This window comes from Pseudomonas sp. TMW22090 (assembly GCF_022496665.1).
GTDB classification, from domain to species: domain Bacteria; phylum Pseudomonadota; class Gammaproteobacteria; order Pseudomonadales; family Pseudomonadaceae; genus Aquipseudomonas; species Aquipseudomonas gregormendelii.
The window spans coordinates 221,385-244,992 of record NZ_SCFH01000002.1 but is presented as its reverse complement, the minus strand read 5'-3'; the positions used below and the strand labels follow the sequence as shown (position 1 = coordinate 244,992).

Genomic DNA, 23,608 nt, shown 5'->3' with positions numbered 1-23,608 from the left:
TGACGGCACGCCATGGGCCTGTGCGGTAAACGCCTCGGACCAGCATAGACCGAACTCAAGGCTGGAGTGATACCCATCGGCCTGCCACATGGTGGCAGATCATTGTTGCGAAAGGACTTTTTCGACAGATACAAAAAAGGCCACTCTTTCGAGTAGCCTTTTTTGATGTTTGGTTGCGGGAGCCGGATTTGAACCGACGACCTTCGGGTTATGAGCCCGACGAGCTACCAGACTGCTCCATCCCGCGTCTGTGTGGCGGCATTCTACAGAGGAACGACGGGGTGTCAACCGTTAATCCTGAAACAAGCCAAATAAGCGTAAAACAGCGATGGGCGGGGGCGATGCTGCGCTAAGTTTCGGAATCAGAACGATTTCTGTTTTTTGCGCAGCCTGAGTGCGCCGACTCATTTATCTTCGTTGGATGCAAAACTGACGCGCACAAAAAAGGCCACTCTTTCGAGTAGCCTTTTTTGATGTTTGGTTGCGGGAGCCGGATTTGAACCGACGACCTTCGGGTTATGAGCCCGACGAGCTACCAGACTGCTCCATCCCGCGTCTGTGTGTCGGCATTCTACAGAGGATGGCGGGGCTGTCAACCGCCACTTACGAAGAAAACTCTTCCTGTTCAATCGCTTAGCGCAAAACCTCGGCGGCTGGAATGGCTGCAGCGCAGGCGTGGCAAGGGTTGCAGCTCTATTGGTAGGAGGTTTTCGATTGAAAAAACAAATTCAACTTTTTTCCTACCCTTGAAAAAGAACATGCCTACTACTGGTGCTATATACAGGTGTCGATGAGATACTGTTGATCTGACTCGCTAAAATCCTTATTCGCACAGTGAACGTCGCTTCTCTATGACCCAGCGAAAGATCATCCACGTCGATTGTGACTGCTTCTACGCCGCCATCGAGATGCGTGACGACCCGCGCCTGGCCGGTAAACCTCTTGCCGTGGGCGGCTCAGCGGATCGGCGAGGGGTGATTGCGACCTGCAACTATGAGGCGCGCGCCTACGGTGTGCGCTCGGCCATGTCCTCGGGGCACGCGCTTAAGCTGTGCCCGGACCTGACGATCGTCAAGCCGCGCATGGACGCCTATAGAGAAGCCTCGAAGGAAATTCACACGATCTTTCGCGACTACACCGACCTGATCGAGCCATTGTCCCTGGATGAGGCCTATCTGGATGTGTCGGACAGCTCGCATTTTGGTGGTAGCGCGACCCGGGTCGCCCAGGAAATCCGCCGGCGGGTCTCCAACCAGCTGCACATCACGGTGTCGGCCGGCGTGGCGCCCAACAAGTTCCTGGCCAAGATCGCCAGTGACTGGAAGAAACCCAACGGGCTGTTTGTCATCACTCCGGATCAGGTCGAAGACTTTGTCAGTGGCTTGCCGGTAAGCAAATTGCACGGGGTCGGCAAGGTGACTGCGGACAAGCTGGGGCGACTTGGGATTGTCGATTGCTCGCATTTACGTGAGTGGGACAAGTTGGCGCTGGTCCGCGAATTCGGCAGTTTTGGTGAGCGATTGTGGACCCTGGCCCGTGGGATCGATGATCGCCTGGTGCACAACGACAGTCGGCGTCAGTCGATCAGTGTCGAAAACACCTACGACGTGGACTTGCCGGACCTGCTGAGCTGCCTCGACAAGCTCCCCGAATTGCTGGAGACCCTGGCCGGGCGCATGGCGCGGATCGACAGCAGCTACCGGCCGGGCAAGCCGTTCGTCAAAGTGAAATTCCACGATTTCACCCAGACCACGCTGGAGCAGGCCGGGGCAGGGCGGGATCTGGGGAGTTATCAGCTGCTGCTGACCCAGGCGTTCAATCGTGGCGGCAAGCCGGTACGGTTGTTGGGGGTCGGGGTGCGGCTTGAGGATTTGCGGGGTGGGTTTGAGCAGATGGAGTTGTTTGAGCGGTAGTTTTTCAAAGTCAAAAGATCGCAGCCTTCGGCAGCTCCTGCAGGAAGCGCGCCGCCCTGGTAGGAGCTGCCGAAGGCTGCGATCTTTGAAGAGACTTTAATTCGAATTCGGCCCCGGATCCGCCACCAGCCGCCCGGCATCCTTGGTCAAGGACTTGAGGAATTCGGTCTGTAGCTCCGGATCATTGCGAGTCAGTTCGATCAGGCTCTGTTCCAGTTCAGTGGCTTCTTCCTCCAGCCCCAGCTCCGACAGGCGCTTGACCCGGTGCACCCACTGGCTTACTTCGTCGTCTTCGAGGTCGTCGTAGATCAGCCCGTGAGCTTCGAGCAGTTTGCCGCGCAGTGAACTGCTGACGGCCAGGGACGTATTGACGTGTACCTCGTCCTGGCCGTCCGCGACGCTGATCAGCAAGCGGGTCAGATGATTGATGTCATGTTCAGCGAACGGGCTGTCCAGCAGGTTCAGGCGTAGCACGCCATTCTTGTCGGTAGTCAGCTCGAACGTCTCCTTGCCGGCCTTGACCTGCACCGGGCGCTCGCTCCATGGCAGGCTCGAGTACTCGGTGCGCTTGTCGAGCTGGACCTCGTCGATACCCGCCAGGTTCTGCTGAGCGCGACCATGGGATTGCACGTTCATGAACGGATTGAGCCCGGCGAAACCGTAGCTCAGCCAGTCCTGGGTCACGCTGTCCGGCAGATTGCCCAGGGCGAACACATTGACCACGTTCGCGCCGACGCCGGCCACCACAGCCACGGCGCCCAGCGGAATCTCGTAAGCCTCCCGCCAGGGTTGGTAGGGCGTGTAGCGGTCGTAATGGCGAGTGACCTCGAACTCGGTGACTTCGAAGGTCTTCTGCTCGTGGATTTTCACCCGGCGTTGCGGCAGCTCAAGCACCTTGGGCTCGCCGACATCGACCTGCAGGCTATGATCGAGCAATTTGCGCTCGACACGTTCCTCGTGCTCGCTGCGTTGCGACATTTGATTGGCACAGCCGCTGACCAGCAGGGTGCCGCACAGGGCGGCACCACCGAGGCCTAAGGTGTTTCGCTTGAACATGACTTCTCTATCTGGTGTCAGCGGCGGATACGGGCCTGGAGGAAGGACAGCACGTCAGCGACCGGCAATGCCTGCGCTTCAGGTTCGGTGCGGCTCTTGTATTCCAGGTTGCCATCGGCGAGGCCACGGTCGCTGACCACGATCCGGTGAGGAATACCGATCAGCTCCATGTCTGCAAACTTGATGCCCGGGCTGGTTTTCTTGTCGCGGTCGTCCAGCAACACTTCGAAACCGGCCGCCGTCAATTCTGCGTACAGCTTGTCGGTGGCTTCGCGGACCTGTTCGTTATCGTAGCGCAGCGGTACCAGCGCGATCTGGAATGGAGCGAGTGTGTCACTCCAGATGATCCCGTTGGCGTCGTTGTTCTGTTCGATGGCCGCAGCCACCACGCGGGACACGCCAATGCCGTAGCAGCCCATTTCCAGGGTGACCGGCTTGCCGTTCTCGCCCAGTACTTCGCACTTCATGGCTTTGCTGTACTTGTTGCCCAGCTGGAAGATGTGCCCGACTTCGATGCCGCGCTTGATTTCCAGGGTGCCTTTGCCGTCCGGGCTTGGGTCGCCGGTGACTACATTACGCAGGTCGGCAACCGTCGGAACCGGCAAGTCGCGTTCCCAGTTCACGCCGAAGTAGTGCTTGTCGTCGATGTTGGCGCCAATGCCGAAGTCGCTCATCAGCTCCACCGAGCGGTCGATGATGATCGGTAGCGGCAGGTTCAGCGGGCCCAGCGAACCAGCGCCGGCGCCAATGGCGTCGCGCAGTTCGGAGTCGGTAGCCATGACCAACGGGCTTGCCACGCCAGGTTGCTGGGCAGCCTTGATCTCGTTGAGTTCGTGGTCGCCACGAATGACCAAGGCGATCAGCTTGCCTTCTTCCTCGGCGCGCACGATCAGGGTCTTGATGGTCTTCTCAATCGGCAGATTGAATTTTTCCACCAGGGCGGCAATTGTCTTGGTGTCCGGGGTGTCGACCAGGCGCAGCTCTTCAGTTGGCGCTGGGCGGGAGGTTTCCCGGGGCACGGCTTCGGCTTTTTCGATGTTCGCGGCGTAGTCGGAACCGTTGCTGAAGGCGATATCGTCTTCGCCGGATTCGGCCAGTACGTGGAACTCGTGGGAGCCGGCACCACCGATGGAGCCGTTGTCGGCTTCCACAGGGCGGAATTTCAGGCCCAGACGGGTAAACACGTTGCAGTAGGCCTGATGCATGCGGTCGTAAGTGACCTGCAGCGAAGCCTGGTCCGCGTGGAACGAGTACGCGTCCTTCATGATGAATTCGCGACCGCGCATCAAGCCGAAGCGTGGACGGATCTCGTCACGGAATTTGGTCTGGATCTGATACAGGTTGATCGGCAGCTGCTTGTAGCTGCTCAACTCGCTGCGCATCAGGTCGGTGATGACCTCTTCGTGGGTCGGGCCGGCGCAGAAATCACGACCATGGCGATCCTTGAAGCGCAGCAATTCAGGGCCGTATTCTTCCCAGCGCCCGGATTCCTGCCACAGCTCAGCCGGTTGCGTGCTCGGCATCAACACTTCGAGAGAGCCGGCGGCGTTCATTTCTTCGCGAACGACCGCTTCAACCTTGCGCATCACTCGCAGGCCCATGGGCAGCCAGGTGTAAAGGCCCGAGGCGAGTTTGCGGATCATGCCGGCGCGCAGCATCAGCTGATGGCTGATCACGACCGCGTCGGAAGGCGTTTCTTTCTGTGTGGCGAGCAAAAATTGACTGGTGCGCATGGTTGGCCGTTGTCGGTTGCTGATGACGAGAAATGACGGAGCATTGTACGGGCGAGATCTGCTGGCGTACAGGCGTGCGGTCGGTGGTGTCGCGGCAGGGCGGGAATTACCCCGCTCCAGCGCGTTTTCCAGCTAAAGGGGTTCTTCGGCCGCAGGTGCAGGAATCGGTTCCGGTGTCGGCGTCGGCCCTGCGCGGCGGCTTTCCTGATACCAGTGCAACATGATCAGGAGCAGGGTGGGGACGCCCAGCAACGCGGTGATCAGGAAGAAGTTGTGATAACCGAATTTCTCCACCATGACCCCTGAGTAGCCGCCAATCAGGCGTGGCAGCAGGAGCATGATCGAGCTCAGCAGGGCGTACTGGGTGGCGGAGAACTTGAGGTTGGTCAGGCTCGACAGGTAGGCGACGAACGCCGAAGTCGCCAGCCCGGAACTGAAGTTGTCCAGGGAAATGGTGACAATCAGCATGTTCAGGTTGGCGCCCATATCGGCGAGCATCAGGAACAGCAGGTTGGTGCCGGCTGAAGCAATGCCGCCGATCAGCAGGATCGGCAGGATACCGAAGCGCACGATCAGCAAACCGCCCATGCCGGCGCCCACCAGCGTCATGATCAGGCCGAAGATCTTGCTGACGCTGGCGATCTGGTCCTTGGTAAAGCCCTGGTCGATGTAGAACACGTTGGCCATTACGCCCATGACCGTATCGGACATTCGATAGGTGGCGATCAGGCCCAGCAGCAGCAGCGCCTGCCAGCGGTAGCGCAGGATGAAGTCGTTGACCGGCGTCAGCACCGGTGCCAGGCCGCGGCGACCCATGGCCGACAGGCACATGAAGGTCAGTGTGGTATAGAGAATGGCCCGCAGGAACGCGCGGTCTTCCAGTAGCAGGTCGAGCACGCTGTGGCCTTCGAACAGCACGCTGGCGAAATCGGTGTTGTACAGCTGGGTGAACATGGCAGGCACAGACACCAGCAGCACGATCAGTACGAACACGGAAGCCAGTTGATGTGCGAAGGAGTACCGTCCGGCCTGCAGTTGCGTGCGCAGGGGCACCGGCGGTTCACGCATGAAGAAAGAGGTCAGCAGCGCCGGGATCATCAGGGCGCCGAACAGGATATAGGTGCCGGCCCAGGCTGAATGCTGGTAGTTGAAGCCCGTAGAGCCAAAGCCTTCGGCGAAGAACAGCGCGCCGGCCGTGGCCAGCAATGCGGCAATACGGTAACCCGACATGTAGCTGGCGGCGAGGGCAGCCTGGCGGCTGTCATCGGCAATTTCCAGGCGATAGGCGTCGACCGCGATGTCTTGTGTTGCCGAGGCGAAGGCCACGACCACGGCGATCGCGATCAACCAGGACAGGTGTTTTTGCGGGTCGCAGAAACCCATCCCGATCAGGCCGAGAATGACCAGTGCCTGGGAAAGGACCAGCCAGGAGCGTCGACGCCCCAGCTTGCCGAGCAATGGCAGGCGCCATTGGTCGAGCAGCGGCGACCACACCCATTTGAAGGCATAGGCCAAACCGATCAGGCTTGCGTAGCCAATGGTTTCGCGGGCGACACCGGCTTCACGCAGCCAGACCGAAAGTGTTGAAAACACCAGCATGTACGGCAGGCCGGCGGCGAAACCCAGCAGCAACAGCACGAGCGTTGAAGGGCTGGCATAGGCGGCGAGCGCGGCGCGCCAGGTTTTACGGGGCATGGGCTGGAGTCTGCCTCAAAATTACGGAAACAAAGCGCGCACTCTAACCGCTGTGCTCTACCGGGCGCCAGCCATGGCGCTGAATATCAACACGATTATTCAGGATACTGACGCCTTCCTCGCGCAATCGCGCGCGTTGTTCATCCCCGGAAGCGCTGCCTGCAGGCAGGCTCAGGCGCCCGCCCGCGCCGAGTACCCGGTGCCACGGTAATTTGCTGTCACCGGGAAGTTGGCTGAGGGTTCGGCCGACATAACGGGCGGCGCGCCCCAGTCCTGCCAGCTCGGCAAGCTGCCCATAACTGACGACCTTGCCCGGCGGCACCTGCGCCAGCGTCATGTAGAGCGCCGTGCGTCGGATTTGCGCAGTGCTGTCGGTTTCATTGAGCGGGTCTGTCACGTGCGCAATTCCTGCGGGTCGCGGTATTTACGGTCACCAGAGTAAGTCGAGAATGGCCAATTGAGAAATGAACTCAATAGAAATAGTCGTGTCAGTGCTTGCTAGGGTCTTATTCGTAAGGATAATGCCGACTTTTTTTCGCAAACTTGAGCCTGTATTTGCTTATGGTGTCCAGATCCCTGCTGTGCCTCGCTGTCCTAAGTGCTTCCACACCCTTGCTCGCCGACACCGTCTGGTTGAAGAACGGTGACAAGCTGAGCGGCAAGATCACCCTGTTCGACGGCGGCAAGCTGTTGATCCAGACCGAGTACGCCGGCGCGATCCCGATCGACTGGAAACAGGTCAAGACGCTGGAAAGCGATCAGGAATTACTGGTCAAGCAGGATGCTTACACCGGGGAAAAGGCCAAGTCACTGCAGGCGGCAGACGATGGCAAGGTGACGCTGGCCAATGGCGATGCGCCGAAGACCGTGGAGCTTGCCAGTATCCAGCAGATCCTTAAGCCCAAGCCGGTGGTTGAGGATCTGGTATGGAAGGGCAATGTCGACATGGCGCTGGATTACCAGCGGGCCGAGAAAGACACCGATGACTACGACATCGACTTCAAGACCAGTGCGCGGCATGGCAAGTGGCGGCATACGGCGGAAGGCGAATACAACCGCGAATTCCAGGACGACGTGGTCACCACGGATAACTGGCGCGGTGAGTACTCCCTCGATCGGTTCCTGACCGAGAAATGGTTCTGGCAAGGTCGCGCCGTCTATAAGCGCGACAAGGTCGAAGACTTGTCCCGTCAGCGCACCGTCGGTACCGGTCCTGGTTATCAGTTCTGGGATGACGAGCTGGGCGCGTTCTCGCTGGGGTCGCTGGTCAACCGCACGGATTATGAATACGCGGACGGCGGCAAGGAAAACTTCTACTCCCTGGCCATGAAGTGGGACTACAACCGCTACCTGATTGGCAAGAAGGTTGAGTTCTTCACCAACGGCGAGGTGGGCAAGCCATTGTCAGGCGTTGCGGATTACGCGCTGGATGCCGAGGTGGGGTTGCGCTACAAGGTGACCGAGTGGGCTTCGCTTAACCTGAAGGCCGAGCGAGATGTCATCAGTGGTACTGATGATGCTGATTTGGAGAAGACCCGGTATACCGCTGGGTTCGGTGTGGCCTGGTAATAAGCGCTTAAGCTCAAGATCAAAAGATCGTCCGATCGCGGCCCGAGCCTTCGGCAGCTCCTACAGGATGAATGCAAAACTCTGTAGGAGCTGCCGAAGGCTCGGGCCGCGATCTTTTTTGCCCTGGCAAAAACACACAGGCACAAAAAAGCCCCGCTTTTGAGGGCGGGGCTTTTTACTAAAGCAAGTACAAGTTAGATAACTTGAACTTCTTCAGCTTGCATGCCTTTCTGACCGCGGGTAGCGATGAAAGAGACCTGTTGGCCTTCTTTCAGGCTTTTGAAGCCGTCGGATTGGATAGCTTTGAAGTGAACGAACAGGTCGTCACCGGATTGTGGAGTGATGAAGCCGAAGCCTTTTTCATCGTTGAACCACTTAACGGTACCGGTTTGGCGATTAGACATGGTGTAACTCCTTGAACAAAGATAACTGCGACGCAGGAAGAACCCTGGCCGAGACTGAGTGCAAAGAGCAGGAAAAATTCTTGTAGATGGTTGGATCGAAATTCAACATATCGTGTAGAGATTCTCAGTGACACAAGCAGCACAGTGGCGCCACCTTAACCCTTTTTCCGGAACGTGCCAATGCTTCTTGCGAAGGTTTCTCTTATTTCGTGACTGACGGTGCATCAAAATAGACTGAGGGCCCGGAAATTCGGGGGCGCGCTCGGGAGAATTTTATTGCGCTCTTTGAACCGGCGACCCGCCCCCGGTAAGATGCCGGACAGATTTTCTCCACCTCGCTATTCAGGACACCCGCCATGAGCATCAAATCGGACAAGTGGATTCGCCGCATGGCGCAAGAGCACGGCATGATCGACCCCTTCGTTGAGCGCCAGATGCGCGGTGAAGGTGCCGAGCGCCTGATTTCCTACGGTGTGTCGAGCTACGGCTACGACGTGCGCTGCGCCGATGAATTCAAAGTGTTCACCAACATCAACTCGGCAACCGTCGATCCGAAAAACTTCGATGAGAAGAGCTTCGTCGACGTCAAGAGCGATGTCTGCATCATTCCGCCCAACTCGTTCGCACTGGCCCGCACGGTGGAATTTTTCCGCATACCGCGCAACGTGCTAACCATATGCCTGGGTAAAAGCACCTACGCCCGTTGCGGCATCATCGTCAACGTGACGCCGCTCGAGCCGGAGTGGGAAGGCCATGTGACCCTGGAATTCTCCAACACCACCACGCTGCCGGCAAAAATCTACGCCAATGAAGGTGTCGCACAGATGCTTTTCTTCGAATCCGACGAAGAGTGCGAAGTGTCCTACAAAGACCGTGGCGGCAAGTATCAAGGCCAGCGCGGCGTTACCCTGCCGCGTACCTGAGTCATCCATCTGACGGGTCGTGGGAATTCTTCGGCGCGAAGACACTCTATTGGGTGTACTGCCCGGTTCGCGCACAGTGAACCGGGCCACTGCTCAGGAGTGCTCTATGAAGATCGATCCGCAAATAAGTGCCGAACTGGCAAGGCTTGAGCCCAATCAGGTTGGCGTTTTGGCCTGGTCACTGCTGGCGCACCCGCCACTCAGCATGGCTGGAGGAATCCCCGGCCAGCCTGATCCTGATACCCCCAACGAACAACCGACCGAACCTGGCGAGCCCACCTTGCCGGATGAGCCGCCTCCAGCGCCTGTTGCATGATCCTTCGGCCATTGCTGTGTGGGAGCGAGAGCTCCTACACCGGCCATATCTCGTTGTCGCCAATCACGAACAATCTGCAACTGTCATCCCGCTCGACCTGGTACCCGCCGGTAAATGCGCCGAAGGCGGGTAGCAGGCTGACAGCCTCTGCAAGCCTGAAGCACGCCAGGCGCAAGCTTTGTCGCCCGCGACCCTGAAGCCGATACACCGGATGGACGTGACCGGCCAGCACGTGCCGGTCGGGGTGCGGGTCAGGCTCATGTTGCAGCGCAAAGGGCCCGAGCAGCATTGGCTCAGGCACTACGCGAATGTTCAATGAGGTGGGCGGGTCGCCGGCGCGCTTGTCATGATTGCCGCGGATCAATGTCATCGGCAGGTCGATGTGCCGCGCACGCCACTGCGCCAGGGCGCTTAAAGTAGCCGGTGCGTGGGAGCCAGGGCCGTGCAGGAAGTCACCCAGGAAAATGAGTTGCCGACACGCCAGTCGCGCCAGCAGCGCGTCCAGCACACGGATGTTCTGCGTGGTAGTGCCCTGAGGCACGGGCTGACCCAGGCGCCGATACGCGGCAGCCTTGCCAAAGTGCACATCGGCCACCAGCAATGCCTCCTGCGCTGGCCAGTAGATGGCTTTTTCCGGTAACAGCCACAGCTCTTCACCCGCGAGCCGGACGGGGTAGGGTGTACTCATCAGGCTTTCCCTGTCTCTGCAGTCGTTTCCAGGTCGCTGACCATGCGGCGGATGCGGTCGGCAAGTTTTTCCGAGCTCATGCTTTCGCGCATGCGCTCTACCAGCAGTGGAAAGGCCAGCGGTGTAGGACGTTTGATCGGGTGCAGGTCGAGCCTGAGTCGGCCGATTCGCTCAAGTGTCTCTTCAAGGCGCCGTATATCCAGTTCCTCGCGCAACACCTCTTCCCCTGCCTGGGCCAGCAGCAAGTTGTCAGCGTCGTATTGCTTGAAGACTTCGAAAAACAGGCCGCTGGAGGCCTGTACCTGCCGGGTACTTTTCGGCGCACCTGGATAACCGGCAAACACCAGGCCGGCGATGCGCGCAATCTCGCGAAAACGGCGCAAGGCCAGCTCGCCCGCATTCAGGCTGGCAAGCACATCAGCCATCAAGCGCTCAGGACTGAGCAGCGCCGGGTCGAGATGCTCAGCCCAGTCCACATGGGTGGCGCTCAGCAACCCCAGCCCGTAATCATTCACCGCAATGGAGAACGTAACTGCCAGGCGTTGACTGACCCGCCACGCCAGCAGGCTGGCCAGACCCAGGTGCACCTGGCGTCCAGCAAAAGGGTAGAGAAACAGGTGCCAGCCCTCGCGGGATTTCAGGGCCTCGGCCAGCAGGCTTTTATCCGTTGGCAGCCCGGACCATTGTTGCTGCACCTCCAGCAAGGGGCGCAACGCTTTCATTTCCGGCCCGATGAACTCGCCTGACGCGGCTGCGCTGAAACGCGCAACCACCGCCGTGGCCAGTTCATTGGAGAGCGGCATGCGTCCGCCATTCCAGCGCGGCACCGCGGCTTTCTTCGCTGTGCTGCGCTTGACGTAGGCGGTCATGTTTTCCACCCGCACCAGCTCCAGCAAGCGCCCGGCGAACAGGAAGCCGTCGCCGGGCTTGAGCCGGGCTATGAATCCCTCTTCGACACTGCCCAGTTGCTTGCCGCCACCGCCCTTGCTCCAGAACTTCAGCTGGATGCTCGCATCGCTGACGATGGTGCCAATGCTCATGCGATGGCGTCGCGCCAAGCGCGCGTCGGGTACCCGCCACACGCCATGCTCATCCGGTTCGACCCGGCGATAATCCGGATAGGCCGTCAGAGACAGCCCACCGTGGCGTACGAAAGCCAGCGCCCACACCCAGTCCGCCAGGCTGAGGTCGCGGTAGGCCCAGGCACCGCGTACTTCTTCGTACAGTTCTTCGGGTATGAAACCACCTCCCAACGCCATGCTGACCAGGTGTTGCACCAGCACATCCAGCGGCTTGTGCGGCGATTCCCGAGGCTCGATGCGCCGCTGCGCTACGGCGTCCTGCGCCGCAATCGCCTCGATCAATTCAAGGCTGTGAGTCGGAACCAGTGTCACTCGTGACACTCGCCCCGGTGCGTGGCCGGAGCGGCCTGCCCGCTGCATCAGCCGCACGACGCCTTTGGCCGAGCCGATTTGCAGCACCCGTTCCACCGGCAGGAAATCCACCCCCAGGTCGAGACTGGAGGTGCAGACCACGGCTTTGAGCTGCCCATCCTTGAGGGCCCGTTCAACCCAGTCCCGGGTATCGCGCGACAATGAACTGTGATGCAGCGCAATGATCCCGGCCCAGTCCGGCCGTGCCTCCAGCAGCGCCTGATACCAGATTTCCGATTGCGCGCGGGTATTGGTGAACACCAGGGTGCTGGGGCTGGACTCGAGTTCCGCGACCACCTGCGGCAGCATTTTCAGGCCAATGTGCCCGGCCCAGGGAAAGCGTTCGATGGCGGGAGGGCGCAGTGAATCGACTCGCAGGTCTTTGCCGCTCTGGCCCTGCACGCTAATGCCGCCGCCATGAGGGATCAGCACTTGCTCGGCGTGGGCCTGATTACCCAAGGTGGCGGACACGCCCCAGACCACCAGGTCGGGTTGCCAGCGGCGCAGGCGGGCGAGGGCCAGTTGTAACTGCACTCCGCGCTTGTTACCGAGCAATTCGTGCCATTCATCCACCACAATCATGCGCAAGGTCGACAAGGCGCTTTGCGCGTCGGCCCGGGCCAGCAGCAGAGTGAGGCTTTCCGGGGTGGTGATCAGCGTGGTGGGCAGGCGCCTGCTTTGCCTGGCCCGTTCGCTGCTGCTGGTGTCACCGGTTCGCAGGCCGACGCTCCAGGGTATCTGCAGGTCCTGCAGTGGCCCCTCCAATGCACGCGCGGTGTCCGCCGCCAATGCGCGCATCGGGGTAATCCACAGGACGGTCAAGGGTTCGGCTACAGGTTTGCGCTTGCGCGGGGTTTCGACCGGGGAGAGGGTGCTGGCGTAGCGGTTGAGTGCGCCAAACCAGACGGCGTAGGTTTTGCCGGCGCCGGTACTGGCGTGCAGCAGTCCTGACTGGCCTTGCTTGACGGCGGCCCAGACCTGCTTTTGAAAAGCGAACGGCTTCCAGCCGCGAGCGCTGAACCATTTTTTTGCAAAGTCTGGAGAGGATCCCATGCCGGCTGCTTGCGCCCTGTAGGAGCTGTCGAGTGAAACGAAGCTGCGATCTTTCGAGCTGGCGTTTGCTGAACTAGTTCAAAAGATCGCAGCCTCGTTTCACTCGACAGCTCCTACGCAGGCGCCACCGCAGAAATGATCTGGGGGCCAGGCAATCGAGCTCCCGTTATTTCAGGTTTCCGCTCAGGAACTGCTTCAACCTCTCGCTGCGCGGATTGCCCAATACATCCTCGGGCGCGCCTTCCTCCTCGACCAGACCCTGATGCAGAAACAGCACCTGGTTCGACACCTTGCGCGCGAAACTCATCTCGTGAGTCACCATGATCATCGTGCGGCCCTCTTCGGCCAGGCCCTGGATCACTTTCAGCACTTCGCCGACCAATTCCGGGTCCAGGGCTGAAGTCGGCTCGTCAAACAACATCACCTCCGGCTCCATCGCCAGCGCGCGGGCAATGGCGACGCGTTGCTGCTGACCGCCCGAGAGAAAGGCCGGGTACTGATCGGCCACCCGCGCCGCCAGGCCCACCTTGTCCAGATAACGCCGGGCGCGGTCCTCGGCTTCCTTTTTGTCGCAGCCCAGCACCCGGCGCGGTGCCATCGTGATGTTCTCCAGCACTGTCATGTGGCTCCACAGATTGAAGTGCTGGAACACCATCGCCAGGCGCGTGCGAATCCTTTGCAGTTCATCGGCATCGGCCACATGCATGCCGTGGCGATCCTTGATCATGCGAATACTCTGGCCGTCGAGGCTCATCGCACCGTCGTTGGGCTGTTCGAGAAAGTTGATGCAGCGCAGAAAGGTACTTTTGCCCGAGCCGCTGGCGCCGATCAGGCTGATGACGTCACCGGTTTTTGCCTTGAGCGAAACACCCTTGAGCACTTCATGATCGCCATAGCTTTTGTGCAGGCCTTCAATGGTCAGTTTGTACATGGGGCAATGCATCCTCAAGGCGAAAGTAGGTAGCCGCTGCGATAGGCTTCAGTGCCCGCAACGTGGGCGATCACCATGCCAGCCGTGGCCATGCGTCGCAGTGACCGGGCGTACATCAGCCCTGCGGTGGCGCAATGGACCGGGGTGACCTGGTCAAGCACCGGATCAATGATTTCAGCCACCAGCTGCCCGGCTTCCAGGTATTCCCCAGGCAGCGCCGCGAACACCAGCAAGCCGCCAACCGGCGTCGTTACGGGCTCCACCGCGGCCAACGGGGTCGCGGGGTAGGGCAATTCGGGCAATGGCCCCGGCGTGCCGACGATAGCGCCGAAGTGGATCAGGTAGTCGAGTATTGCCTGGCAGTCGAGACTGGCCAGGGGGTGATTGACGTCACCCTGGCCGCGCAATTCGACGGTTACCGAGAAACTGCCCAAGGGGATGTCGAAGTGCTCGCCGAAGCGCTCTTTCAATTGCCACCAGAGTAGCGTGAAGCATTCGTCAAACGACTGGCCACCGGAATCGGTGGCCAGCAGGCTGGCTTCGGCGCCGATGTAGCGGGCCAGTGGCTCCACCTGAGGCCAGGCCTCGGGGGTGGTGTAAAGGTGCGCAACGGCTTCGAAATCGCAATGCAGGTCCAGCACCAGGTCGGCATCACAGGCCAGCCTTTGCAGGGTCAGGCGTTGGGATTGCAACTGGGTCGCCGCCGTGTGCCGCGCCAGGGCCTGGCGCAGGCTGCTGCGGATCACCTGCAGGTTGCGTTGTGGATCGTCGCCCAGTTGCCCTTCGATGTCGTTGCCGACTTCTTCACTCAGGTCGACGAACCAGCGGTTGAAATTCTGTCCGCTTTCCAGCTCGTAGCGCCCGAGGGGGACATCCATCAGAACCTGTTCGAGGCCAACCGGATTGGCCACGGGTACCAATACGATTTCGCTGCGCAGGCGGCCGGCGGCTTCCAGCTCCCTGAGGCGCTGCTTGAGATGCCAGGCCACCAGCATGCCGGGCATTTCATCGGCGTGCAGGGATGCCTGGATGTAGATCTTGCCGCTGGCCGACGAGGGGCCGAAGTGAAAGCTGTGAATCTGCCGTGCGGTCCCCGGCAGCGGGGCCAGCAAGTCATGGATCTGGTGGCGCATGGTGCAAAGTCCTAGTGGGTCGGCCCGAGGAAGGCCAGCCATCGGCGTTCGGCGAGGCGGAACAGGCCGACCAATGCAAAGGTAACGGTCAGGTAGATCAGGGCGGCGATGCCGAACGACTGAAAGGTCAGGAAGGTCGCCGAGTTGGCATCCCGCGCGACTTTCAGGACATCCGGGATAGTTGCGGTAAACGCCACGGTGGTCGAGTGCAGCATCAGGATCACTTCGTTGCTGTAATAGGGCAACGAGCGGCGCAGGGCCGAAGGCATGATCACGTAGGCGTACAGCTTCCAGCCCGTCAGGCCGTAGGCTTTGGCCGCTTCGACTTCGCCGTGGTTCATGCTGCGAATGGCCCCGGCGAAAATCTCCGTGGTGTAGGCGCAGGTGTTCAGGGCAAACGCCAGGATCGTGCAGTTCATGGCATCGCGAAAGAACGCATCCAGCACCGGTTGATCACGCACCGCCGCCAGGCTGTAGATGCCGGTGTAGCAAATCAGCAACTGGATATAGAGCGGTGTCCCGCGAAACAGGTAGGTGTAGAACTGCACCGGCCAGCGCACGTAGACCTTGGGCGAGACCCGGGCAATCGACAGCGGGATCGACACCAGGAAGCCGATGAAGATCGATGCGCTGAGCAACCACAGGGTCATCGCCAGGCCCGTGATGTTGTAGCCGTCGGTATAAAGGAAGGGTTTCCAGTATTCCTGCAGGAGTTCGATCATCGTACGGCCTCCCGCGAGCCGGCGGCGTAGCGGCGTTCGAGCCAGCGCAGGACGAAGTTGGAGGCGCTGGTAATCAGCAGGTAGATCAGTGCCGCCAGCACCAGGAAATAGAACAGTTGGTAGGTACTCTTACCGGCGTCCTGTGCGGCCTTGACCAGGTCGGCGAGGCCGATGATCGACACCAGTGCGGTGGCCTTGAGCATTACCATCCAGTTGTTGCCGATGCCTGGCAGGGCAAAGCGCATCATTTGCGGGAACACCACGATACGAAAGCGTTGGCCGCGATTGAGCCCGTAGGCGGTGGCGGCTTCGACCTGGCCCCGGGGCACTGCGAGGATCGCGCCACGGAAGGTCTCGGTGAAGTACGCGCCATAAATGAAGCCCAGGGTAATGACCCCGGCACTGAACGGGTTGATCTCGATGTATTCCCATTCCATGAAATCGGTAAACGATGTCAGCCAGGTCTGCAGGCTGTAGAAAATCAGCAGCATCAGCACCAGGTCCGGCACCCCGCGGATCAGCGTGGTGTAGACCTGCGCCGGCACCCGCAGCATTTTGACTTTCGATAGCTTGGCCGTGGCGCCGAGCAGGCCGAGCAACACGGCCACCAGCAGCGACAATGCCGATAATTTGATGGTCATCCAGGTGCCTTCCAGCAACAACGGGCCAAAGCCCTGGAGGCTGAAGGCTGAGAGCCCCAGATTTTGCAGGAGGTTTTCGAACATAAATCAGCAACCTGATCGGATAAAAAGAGCGCCCATCCAGGGATGGGCGCCGGGCATTATTTGCCGCTGTACAGATTCAGATCGCCGAAGTGTTTCTTCTGGATGGTGGCGTAGGTGCCATCGTCGTGTAACGCTTTGATACCTTTATCCAAAAGCGCTTTCAGCTCGGTGTTACCTTTCTTAATGCCCACCGCTGTTTTGGCTGGCAGCAATTCGCTGTCGACCGGCTTGCTGATTTCGTAGCCTGCGCCTTTTGGCGACTTCAGGAAGCCCAGTTCGGCTTGCAGCATGTCCTGGATGGCGCCGTCGAGACGGCCGGAAGTCAGGTCGGAATACACCTGGTCCTGATTCTGGTAAGCCTGGGTTTTAACGCCAGCCTTGTCCAGCACGGCCTTGGCGTAGGCTTCCTGGATGGTGCCTTGCTCGTAGCCAATGGTTTTGCCTTTAAGCGACGCGACGTCTTCGCTCAGGCCCGAGCCTTGCTTGAATACGTAGGCGGTTGGGCCGGAGAACAGCTCGCTGGAGAAGTCGATCACCTTTTCACGGGCCGGGGTCACGGTCATCGACGAAATCACGCCGTCGAATTTGTTGGCCTTGAGGCCTGGAATCATGCCGTCAAAATCACTTTCGACCCACTTGCACTTGACCTTCAACTCGGCGCAAATCGCGTTACCCAGATCGATGTCGAAGCCCACGAGGTTGCCGTCAGCCGCTTTCGACTCGAACGGTGCGTAGGAAGGGTCAACGCCAAAACGCAATTCCTTGTATTCCTTTGCCACCGCGGAGCCGGCAGCCATGCACAACGCCAGTGCAGAAAGGGTCAGCAATGCTTTTTTCATTATTCAATCCCTAAAAACCAATTTGAGCGCTTGTGGCGCGTAAAATTTGTTACTGGAAAGCGTAAGACCTGAATAAAGTAGCAATTTCTGAACCATAGTCCCGAACAAGCGTTTTAAAAGGTGCCGTGAGGAACGGTGCGCAGGCGTTTGTGCACGCAAGCGGGCATCACCGCGTGCGCGCACCAGATTGGTTCATCTCAGCCCAGCAGGTCCTGCAACGTGGCCAGGTTGTCTGCCTCATCCACTGACTTGTCGCGACGCCAGCGCAGCATCCGAGGAAACCGCACCGCGATACCGCTCTTGTGGCGCTTGGACAGGGCGATGCCCTCAAAGCCCAGTTCGAACACCAGGCTCGGTTTCACGCTGCTGACCGGGCCGAATTTCTCCACTGTGGTCTTGCGTACGATGCTGTCGACCTGGCGCATTTCTTCGTCGGTCAAGCCGGAGTACGCCTTGGCGAAAGGCACCAGCGTGCGTTCGGTTGAATTCGCCGGGCCGTCCCACACGGCGAAGGTGTAATCGCTGTACAGGCTGGCGCGCCGACCGTGGCCGCGCTGGGCGTAGATCAGCACTGCATCGACGCTGTAAGGGTCGACTTTCCACTTCCACCACACGCCCATGTCCTTGGTCCGGCCGACGCCATACAGCGAGTCCCGCGCCTTGAGCATCATGCCCTCGACGCCGAGGCTGCGCGACGCTTCGCGCTGGCGTGCGAGGTCCAGCCAGTCTTCGCCGGTGAGTACCGGCGACTCCAGCAAAACCGGGTTGTTGCAGTCGGCGAGAACCTGCTCCAGCTGGGTCCGTCGCCGGGCCTGAGACTGGTTGCGCCAATCTTCGCCATTCCATTCCAGCAGGTCGTAGGCAAGTACCACCACCGGGACTTCGTCGAGAATTTTCTTGCCGAGGGTCTTGCGGCCGATGCGCTGTTGCAGCAAAGCGAAAGGCTGGACCGAGGGTGCCGAGGGCAATTGCGGGTCGAAGGCATCCTCGGTCCCGGCTGGCGCGGCTTTCCAGGCAACGATTTCACCGTCGATCACCGTGCCGTCGGGCAGGCCGTGCACCAGGCTCTCCAGTTCCGGAAAACGCTCGGTCACCAGTTCTTCGCCCCGAGACCAGATCCACAGCCGGCCCTCGCGTTTTACCACCTGGGCGCGAATACCATCCCACTTCCATTCGATTTGCCACTGGCTGGCAGGGCCAAGCAGGGCTTCAAACTGGTCCACCGGTTGCGACAGCGCATGGGCCAGGAAAAACGGATAGGGCTGCCCGCCGCGCTGCGCATGTTCGTCGGTTGATTCCGGCGCGATCAGCTTCAGGTAACTGGCGGCGCTCGGGCGGTTGGACAGGTCGGTATAACCCACCAGGCGCTGGGCCACCCGCTTGCTGTCCAGCCCCGCCATGGATGCCAGGGCGCGTGTCACCAGCAGTTTGGACACGCCTACGCGAAAACTGCCGGTAATCAGCTTGATGCATAACATCAGGCTGGAGCGATCAAGTTGCGACCAGAGGGCAGGCAAGGCCAGGGCAAGCGCTTCGGGTGTTTCCCCGCGCAGAGGTAGCAGCTTTTCCTCGATCCAGACCGCAAGGCCAGCATCGGAGCTGTGGCTGGATTCGGGCAGTACCAGGGAAATGGTTTCCGCCAGGTCACCCACCGCCTGGTAACTCTCCTCAAACAGCCAGGGCGACAGACCGGAGTACGCCACTGCCAACTCGCGCAGGACGCGTGCCGGGACCAGTTGCCGGGGTCGCCCGCCAGACAGGAAATACACAGCCCACGCAGCATCCTGCGGCGCTGCCTGGGCGAAGTAGTTTTGCATGGCCGCCAGCTTGGCGTTGCTGGAGGTCGTTGCATCGAGTTCGGCATAGAGTTCGGCGAAGGTTTTCATGCGCGAACCTCTGCGCTTTGTTGCTCGGCGCTCGTCGCTTCCTCTTCGTCGTCACCGTATTCAGTGCTGAAGCCCTGGGCATCAAGGCCTTGCTCGCGCAAATGGCGGACGAGGACGGCGACCGAGCCGTGAGTCACCATGACCCGTTCGGCACCGGTCTGCCCAATGGCCCAAAGCAGGCCCGGCCAGTCAGCGTGGTCGGACAGGATAAAACCGCGATCGACGCCGCGCCGGCGCCGGGTCCCGCGCAGGCGCATCCAGCCGCTGGCGAAGCCGTCGCTGTAGTCACCGAACCGACGCATCCAGGTGCTGCCACCGGCTGAAGGCGGGGCGATCACCAGGGCCTTGCGCATGACCGGATCGCTTTTTTTTACATCGCCGGCGTAAATCGTCGGCGGGATGTACACGCCGCTTTCGCGGTAGACCCGGTTCAGTGGCTCCACCGCGCCGTGGGTCAGAATCGGACCGAGGCTCGCGTCGATGCCATGCAGAATGCGCTGGGCCTTGCCGAAGGAGTAGCAGAACAGCACGCTGGTTTTATCCACGGCAGCGTTGGCCTGCCACCACTGATTGATTTCGGCGAATATCTCGGCCTGTGGTTGCCAGCGATAGATCGGCAGGCCGAACGTCGATTCGGTGATGAAGGTATGGCAGCGCACTGGTTCAAACGGCGCGCAGGTGCCATCGGGTTCGATCTTGTAATCCCCTGAGGCCACCCAGACTTCGCCACCGTATTCCAGGCGCACCTGGGCCGAGCCGAGCACATGCCCGGCCGGGTGAAAGCTCAAGGTAACGCCGTGGTGCAGCAGCCGTTCGCCATACGCCAGGGTTTGCAGGTTGATGTCCTGGCCCAGGCGTGATCGCAGGATCCCTTCGCCAGGGGCGGCAGCCAGGTAATGTTGATTGCCGGTGCGAGCGTGGTCGCCATGGGCATGGGTAATGACCGAGCGCTCGACTGGACGCCAGGGGTCTATATAGAAATCCCCGGCGGGGCAGTACAGGCCCTCGGGGCGAGCGATAACAAGGTCCATGTGGATGACCAGGCAGGGGGGCTTGTTAGCTATGAGGACGACGTGAGGTCAGAAGTTCTATCAATTTGTGTCGGTGACACAACATGCCCTGTGGGAGCAAAGCTTGCTCCCACAGGGCATGATCTACTGTGGATGACTACTTCCCGGGAGTCAGTGTCAGTCGGGCTTTGCCATACACCTTGTCGAAGTTTTGCGGCTGCATCGGCAGGCTCATGTATTGCCCCTTCAGCCACGGATCGATGCTGTTGAGGTAATTAGGGCTGGCCGGGTTGCCTGATTGTCCGGTGGCGTTCTGGCCCATCAACGGCTCGGCTTGGCCGAAGTCGACGATGAAACGCATGGACGGTGCCAGGGTAGTGTTGAAATCTTCGCCCCAGGCAAACGCGGCGGTATTCAACGTGGTGTGATCGCCACCGGCTGCAAGCGGACCGCGGACGCTCTGGCCGCTGGCGTTCTTCCACTCGTAGCGGTGCAGCTTGCCCCATTGCCAGGCCTTGTGATCGGCGCCCAACAAGCTGTCGCCCGCAGTGATTGCAGCTGCCAGGCTGCGGGCCAGGATCACTGCCTTGTCCTCTTTTTGCGGCGTGCGAGTGTCATCCCAGAAAGGGCTGTCCTCGCGTCCCAGCAGGTGATCGGCCTGGGCGGCGTAGGAAAGCTTGCCGTTGGCGATGAAGGTTTTCCACGCAGCACTGCCTTGCGGCCCCAACTCATCGAGGAAGATCTGCCGCGTGCTTTCTTGCAGGAACAGTTGGTAGATGGCCGCATCGGCGGAAGTCGTGCTGAGCTTGCCGTCGAACGCCATCAGGCGGGCATAGGCCTCGCGAGCCTTGACCGCGTCGGTCGTCGGCAACGCTTCGATGGCTTGCTTGAGCGGCTGGGCCATGCCCGGCGCCGTGAACATTTTCTTCAGCTTGGGGGCGAAGGTGGTGGTCTGGTCGTATTGCATGGCGATCACGCTGCGCGTGTCGTGCTTGCCGGTGCCGGCGAGTTCAGCCATGCGTTCGCCGCGCTCCGGTGCGGACCAGGAGTTGGACAGCTGCATGCCATAACCATGGGGGATGACCCGCTGGTTGGCGGTGCCGAGCCAGCCCTGGGCGGGGTCTTGATCGTATGGGTGCAGCATCGGGTCGGCGTAACCGTCCCAGTCGTAGCGACCCTCCCAGCCCGGCGAGGGCAACAGACCTTCGCCTTCGCGCCGGTTCGGATAACGCCCGGTGACCTGCCAGCCGATGTTGCTCGCATCGGCGAACACCAGATTCAGCGCAATTGCGCGGATTTCACGACTGGCATCCGAGGCCTTCTCGACATTCTGCGCCCGGGACAAGTCAAAAAACGCGTCCAGGGTCTTGTCGTCGGTGAAACTCGGCGCCTGCAGTGCCAGGCCAAAACCGTTGGCCAGGGTGGTTCCCTTGGCACTGTTGAGCAGGGGGCCATGGCGGGTTTCATACACCGCCTCGCGAGTCGGCCGCTGGCCTTTGACGAAGTAGGTCTCGTTACGAACCATGACCGGCTGCCATTTGCCGCCCGCCTCGTAAGTCAGGCCGTTACCCTGGCGCTTGATTTTTTCAAGGAACAGGTCCTGGTTGTCGCCCATGACCGTGGTCATGCTCCACGCCACTTTGCCGTTGAAGCCACCCAGCACCAGCGGCAGGCCGGCGATGGTCACGCCCGAAGCCTGGTATTTCGGCGCGCGAATCTGCACATAGCTGAACAGCGATGGCACGCCGAGCGGGCCATGGCTGTCGCTGGCCAGCAGGCTTTTACCGGTGCGGCTGCGCTGCGGTGCGATTGCCCAGTTATTGGAGGACGTGGCGCCAAGCAAATTCAGGTCGGACAATTGACTGGCGGCTTTGCTGATGTCGACCAGCCCCGGAATCTGCCCGTTGAGCGTGATGCCTTGGAGTTTCTCGGCCTCGGCCACTGGCAGTTTTTCGTCGGGGGCCGAAGGCGTCAGCCAGGGGAGTTTGTCGGTGCTGACGGTCTGCGCCAGCATCAGCGAGGAAATTTCTTCCGGCAGGTTGGCTGACTGACTGAAGTTCAGCAGGCAGAAAATCAGCGCCGAATCTTCCGGCTGCCAGTATTCGGGCTTGTAGCCGGTTGCCATCAGGTCTGCCGGCAACTTGTCGCGGTAGCGGAACAGGTAGGCGTTGACGCCCCGGGCATAGACTTCAAAAAAACGCTTGAGCCGCGGGGAGGACGCCTTGTACAGCTCACCAGCACTTTTCTTCAGGTTGACCGCGCGCATGTAGCGGTCGGCGTCCAGCAAGTCGGCGCCGGACATTTCTGCCAGGCGGCCTTGAGCCAGCAGGCGCAGGGTGACCATTTGCGAGATGCGATCGCTGGCATGCACGTAGCCGAGGGCGAACAGCGCGTCGTGGAAGCTGTTGCTTTCGATCAGCGGCATGCCCATGGCGTTGCGCCGCACCGAGACGTTCTGCGCCAGGCCTTTGAGCGGCTGCACGCCGGTGCTGGGCGGGAGGGTGTCCTGGGTGTTCAGGGTCTGACAACCGGTCAGGCCCAGAACACCGGCCACTGCTGCGGCAACGCCGAACCGGGGAAGAAAATGAGTAAGGGCTGGCGAGGCCATGGCAAAGCTCCTGCGGGGGTAGTAACGCGATAAAGTCGCTACGTTAGTGAGCAGGAGAGGGGCGCGCAAGCGGGGTATTCGGTTATTTCTGGATTTGTCTGATTAAGGACGTTCACGGGACGCGGCGAATCCACCATGGTGGTGGCGACAGCGCAAATTCTGCAGGGGACGGCTTGCTGGCCATCGCCGCGACGCGGTGCGTCGGGTTCGACGCTGCCGCGCGCAGGCTCGCCCCCACAGGGTAACGGTGAACGACCCGATCAGGCGCCGTGGCACTTCTTGAATTTCTTGCCATTGCCGCAAGGGCAAGGGTCGTTGCGACCGACGTCCTTCAAGGCGTTGCGCACCGGCTCCTGGTGGGCGTGGCCGCAATTCGGGCCGTGGACATGGCCATGGTCGTGATCATGGTGATCGTGCTGATCATGATCGTGATTGCAGTCGGGGCCATGAACATGGGGTTGCTGGGTCATCAGGTTTACTCCGGAATTAAATCGGCTGGGATTATCACGCCATTGCGCGCTACGTGCACGTAGTGAGCGATGAATAAACCCGTTTCCATCTCTCCTTCCAGACGGTAAGGGATGGGCTGACCGGGTTTTTTCAGCAATTTCACCAGGTCGCGGATTTTTGGCCACAGATTCGTGCGGATCGGCACCTTGAAATAAGCGCTGCGCTTGGGCCCCACAGTAAACCAGTGTTCGTGTTCACCCTCGGTCAGTAGCATGTCACCCAGATGAATACGGTACTCGAGGCCGCGTACCGTCAGGTCGCTGTCGTTTGGGTTGTCCACTCGAAAGTGCAGGAGGAATTTCTGCTCCAGCAATTTGGCGCGGATCACTTCCACCTTCACCAGATGCAGTTGCGGTTCCGGCTCGTCGCTGCTGAACCAGGACGCACAGCCGCCTAGCCCGAGAACGAGGCTCAAAGTCAGCAGGTGGAGGACGATGCGCCGGGCGATCATGATAATTTTT

Annotated in this window: 21 protein-coding genes and 2 tRNA genes; 4 read left to right on the top strand and 19 right to left on the bottom strand. The window is 60.4% G+C overall.

Annotated elements, in window-relative coordinates; genetic code table 11:
* Positions 1 to 170 precede the first annotated feature (170 nt).
* A tRNA-Met gene (locus EQV97_RS07200) sits at positions 171 to 247 on the bottom strand.
* Between the two features lie 231 nt (positions 248 to 478).
* A tRNA-Met gene (locus EQV97_RS07195) sits at positions 479 to 555 on the bottom strand.
* Positions 556 to 851: 296 nt separating this feature from the next.
* On the opposite strand from EQV97_RS07195, the gene dinB reads away from it, so the two are divergent.
* Entirely contained in the window at positions 852 to 1,913 is a 1,062-nt protein-coding gene (gene dinB, locus EQV97_RS07190) for a DNA polymerase IV (protein WP_225570144.1), read from the top strand.
* Between the two features lie 96 nt (positions 1,914 to 2,009).
* On the opposite strand, the gene EQV97_RS07185 is transcribed toward dinB, so the two are convergent.
* The 4 genes from EQV97_RS07185 to EQV97_RS07170 form a co-directional block, all read right to left on the bottom strand.
* Positions 2,010 to 2,969 carry a hypothetical protein gene (locus EQV97_RS07185; RefSeq protein ID WP_122837720.1) on the bottom strand — a complete coding sequence of 320 codons (960 nt, stop codon included), beginning with the start codon at positions 2,967 to 2,969 and terminating at the stop codon, positions 2,010 to 2,012.
* 17 nt (positions 2,970 to 2,986) lie between these two features.
* Entirely contained in the window at positions 2,987 to 4,702 is a 1,716-nt protein-coding gene (locus EQV97_RS07180; RefSeq protein WP_122837721.1) for a proline--tRNA ligase, read from the bottom strand.
* A gap of 132 nt (positions 4,703 to 4,834) precedes the next feature.
* Positions 4,835 to 6,397: an AmpG family muropeptide MFS transporter gene (locus EQV97_RS07175; RefSeq protein ID WP_122837722.1), complete on the bottom strand. Its 1,563-nt coding sequence runs from the start codon at positions 6,395 to 6,397 to the stop codon at positions 4,835 to 4,837.
* A gap of 43 nt (positions 6,398 to 6,440) precedes the next feature.
* Positions 6,441 to 6,734 carry an MGMT family protein gene (locus EQV97_RS07170; RefSeq protein ID WP_225570197.1) on the bottom strand — a complete coding sequence of 98 codons (294 nt, stop codon included), beginning with the start codon at positions 6,732 to 6,734 and terminating at the stop codon, positions 6,441 to 6,443.
* A 224-nt stretch (positions 6,735 to 6,958) separates the two neighbouring features.
* Here EQV97_RS07170 and EQV97_RS07165 point away from each other — a divergent pair, with 224 nt between their 5' ends.
* Positions 6,959 to 7,966, top strand: a complete 1,008-nt coding sequence (locus EQV97_RS07165) for a DUF481 domain-containing protein (RefSeq protein WP_122838611.1) — start codon at positions 6,959 to 6,961, stop codon at positions 7,964 to 7,966.
* Between the two features lie 194 nt (positions 7,967 to 8,160).
* Here EQV97_RS07165 and EQV97_RS07160 read toward each other — a convergent pair whose 3' ends face one another.
* Positions 8,161 to 8,370 (bottom strand): cold-shock protein, encoded by a 210-nt coding sequence (locus EQV97_RS07160; RefSeq protein WP_002554837.1) that lies wholly within the window; start codon positions 8,368 to 8,370, stop codon positions 8,161 to 8,163.
* A 356-nt stretch (positions 8,371 to 8,726) separates the two neighbouring features.
* On the opposite strand from EQV97_RS07160, the gene dcd reads away from it, so the two are divergent.
* Together dcd and EQV97_RS07150 are read left to right on the top strand one after the other, a co-directional pair.
* Positions 8,727 to 9,293: a dCTP deaminase gene (gene dcd / locus EQV97_RS07155; protein WP_122837724.1), complete on the top strand. Its 567-nt coding sequence runs from the start codon at positions 8,727 to 8,729 to the stop codon at positions 9,291 to 9,293.
* A 106-nt stretch (positions 9,294 to 9,399) separates the two neighbouring features.
* On the top strand, positions 9,400 to 9,609 hold the full coding sequence (locus EQV97_RS07150; protein WP_045061094.1) for a hypothetical protein: 210 nt from the start codon (positions 9,400 to 9,402) through the stop codon (positions 9,607 to 9,609).
* A gap of 34 nt (positions 9,610 to 9,643) precedes the next feature.
* Here the strand turns inward: EQV97_RS07150 and pdeM are convergent, their stop codons facing one another.
* The 12 genes from pdeM to EQV97_RS07090 form a co-directional block, all read right to left on the bottom strand.
* Complete coding sequence (gene pdeM / locus EQV97_RS07145; RefSeq protein WP_122837725.1) at positions 9,644 to 10,297, bottom strand: ligase-associated DNA damage response endonuclease PdeM; 654 nt, start codon at positions 10,295 to 10,297, stop codon at positions 9,644 to 9,646.
* A complete protein-coding gene (locus EQV97_RS07140; RefSeq protein WP_240888750.1) occupies positions 10,297 to 12,783 on the bottom strand; it encodes a ligase-associated DNA damage response DEXH box helicase in 2,487 nt (828 codons plus the stop codon). Before EQV97_RS07140 ends, pdeM begins: the two co-directional genes overlap by 1 nt.
* A 166-nt stretch (positions 12,784 to 12,949) precedes the next feature.
* Positions 12,950 to 13,714, bottom strand: a complete 765-nt coding sequence (locus tag EQV97_RS07135) for an ATP-binding cassette domain-containing protein (RefSeq protein ID WP_122837727.1) — start codon at positions 13,712 to 13,714, stop codon at positions 12,950 to 12,952.
* 14 nt (positions 13,715 to 13,728) lie between these two features.
* Positions 13,729 to 14,847 carry a succinylglutamate desuccinylase/aspartoacylase family protein gene (locus EQV97_RS07130; RefSeq protein WP_240888749.1) on the bottom strand — a complete coding sequence of 373 codons (1,119 nt, stop codon included), beginning with the start codon at positions 14,845 to 14,847 and terminating at the stop codon, positions 13,729 to 13,731.
* A gap of 11 nt (positions 14,848 to 14,858) precedes the next feature.
* Positions 14,859 to 15,569 (bottom strand): ABC transporter permease, encoded by a 711-nt coding sequence (locus EQV97_RS07125; protein WP_045061089.1) that lies wholly within the window; start codon positions 15,567 to 15,569, stop codon positions 14,859 to 14,861.
* Positions 15,566 to 16,294, bottom strand: a complete 729-nt coding sequence (locus EQV97_RS07120) for an ABC transporter permease (RefSeq protein ID WP_045061088.1) — start codon at positions 16,292 to 16,294, stop codon at positions 15,566 to 15,568. Before EQV97_RS07120 ends, EQV97_RS07125 begins: the two co-directional genes overlap by 4 nt.
* A 56-nt stretch (positions 16,295 to 16,350) precedes the next feature.
* Positions 16,351 to 17,133 (bottom strand): transporter substrate-binding domain-containing protein, encoded by a 783-nt coding sequence (locus EQV97_RS07115; protein ID WP_045061087.1) that lies wholly within the window; start codon positions 17,131 to 17,133, stop codon positions 16,351 to 16,353.
* Between the two features lie 197 nt (positions 17,134 to 17,330).
* Positions 17,331 to 19,019 carry an ATP-dependent DNA ligase gene (locus EQV97_RS07110; RefSeq protein ID WP_240888748.1) on the bottom strand — a complete coding sequence of 563 codons (1,689 nt, stop codon included), beginning with the start codon at positions 19,017 to 19,019 and terminating at the stop codon, positions 17,331 to 17,333.
* Positions 19,016 to 20,050: a ligase-associated DNA damage response exonuclease gene (locus EQV97_RS07105; RefSeq protein ID WP_122837730.1), complete on the bottom strand. Its 1,035-nt coding sequence runs from the start codon at positions 20,048 to 20,050 to the stop codon at positions 19,016 to 19,018. Before EQV97_RS07105 ends, EQV97_RS07110 begins: the two co-directional genes overlap by 4 nt.
* Before the next feature lie 136 nt (positions 20,051 to 20,186).
* Positions 20,187 to 22,637, bottom strand: a complete 2,451-nt coding sequence (locus EQV97_RS07100; protein WP_240888747.1) for a penicillin acylase family protein — start codon at positions 22,635 to 22,637, stop codon at positions 20,187 to 20,189.
* Positions 22,638 to 22,897: 260 nt separating this feature from the next.
* Complete coding sequence (locus EQV97_RS07095) at positions 22,898 to 23,107, bottom strand: SEC-C metal-binding domain-containing protein (protein WP_122837732.1); 210 nt, start codon at positions 23,105 to 23,107, stop codon at positions 22,898 to 22,900.
* Positions 23,108 to 23,112: 5 nt separating this feature from the next.
* Complete coding sequence (locus tag EQV97_RS07090; protein WP_240888746.1) at positions 23,113 to 23,598, bottom strand: LEA type 2 family protein; 486 nt, start codon at positions 23,596 to 23,598, stop codon at positions 23,113 to 23,115.
* Positions 23,599 to 23,608: the final 10 nt, after the last annotated feature.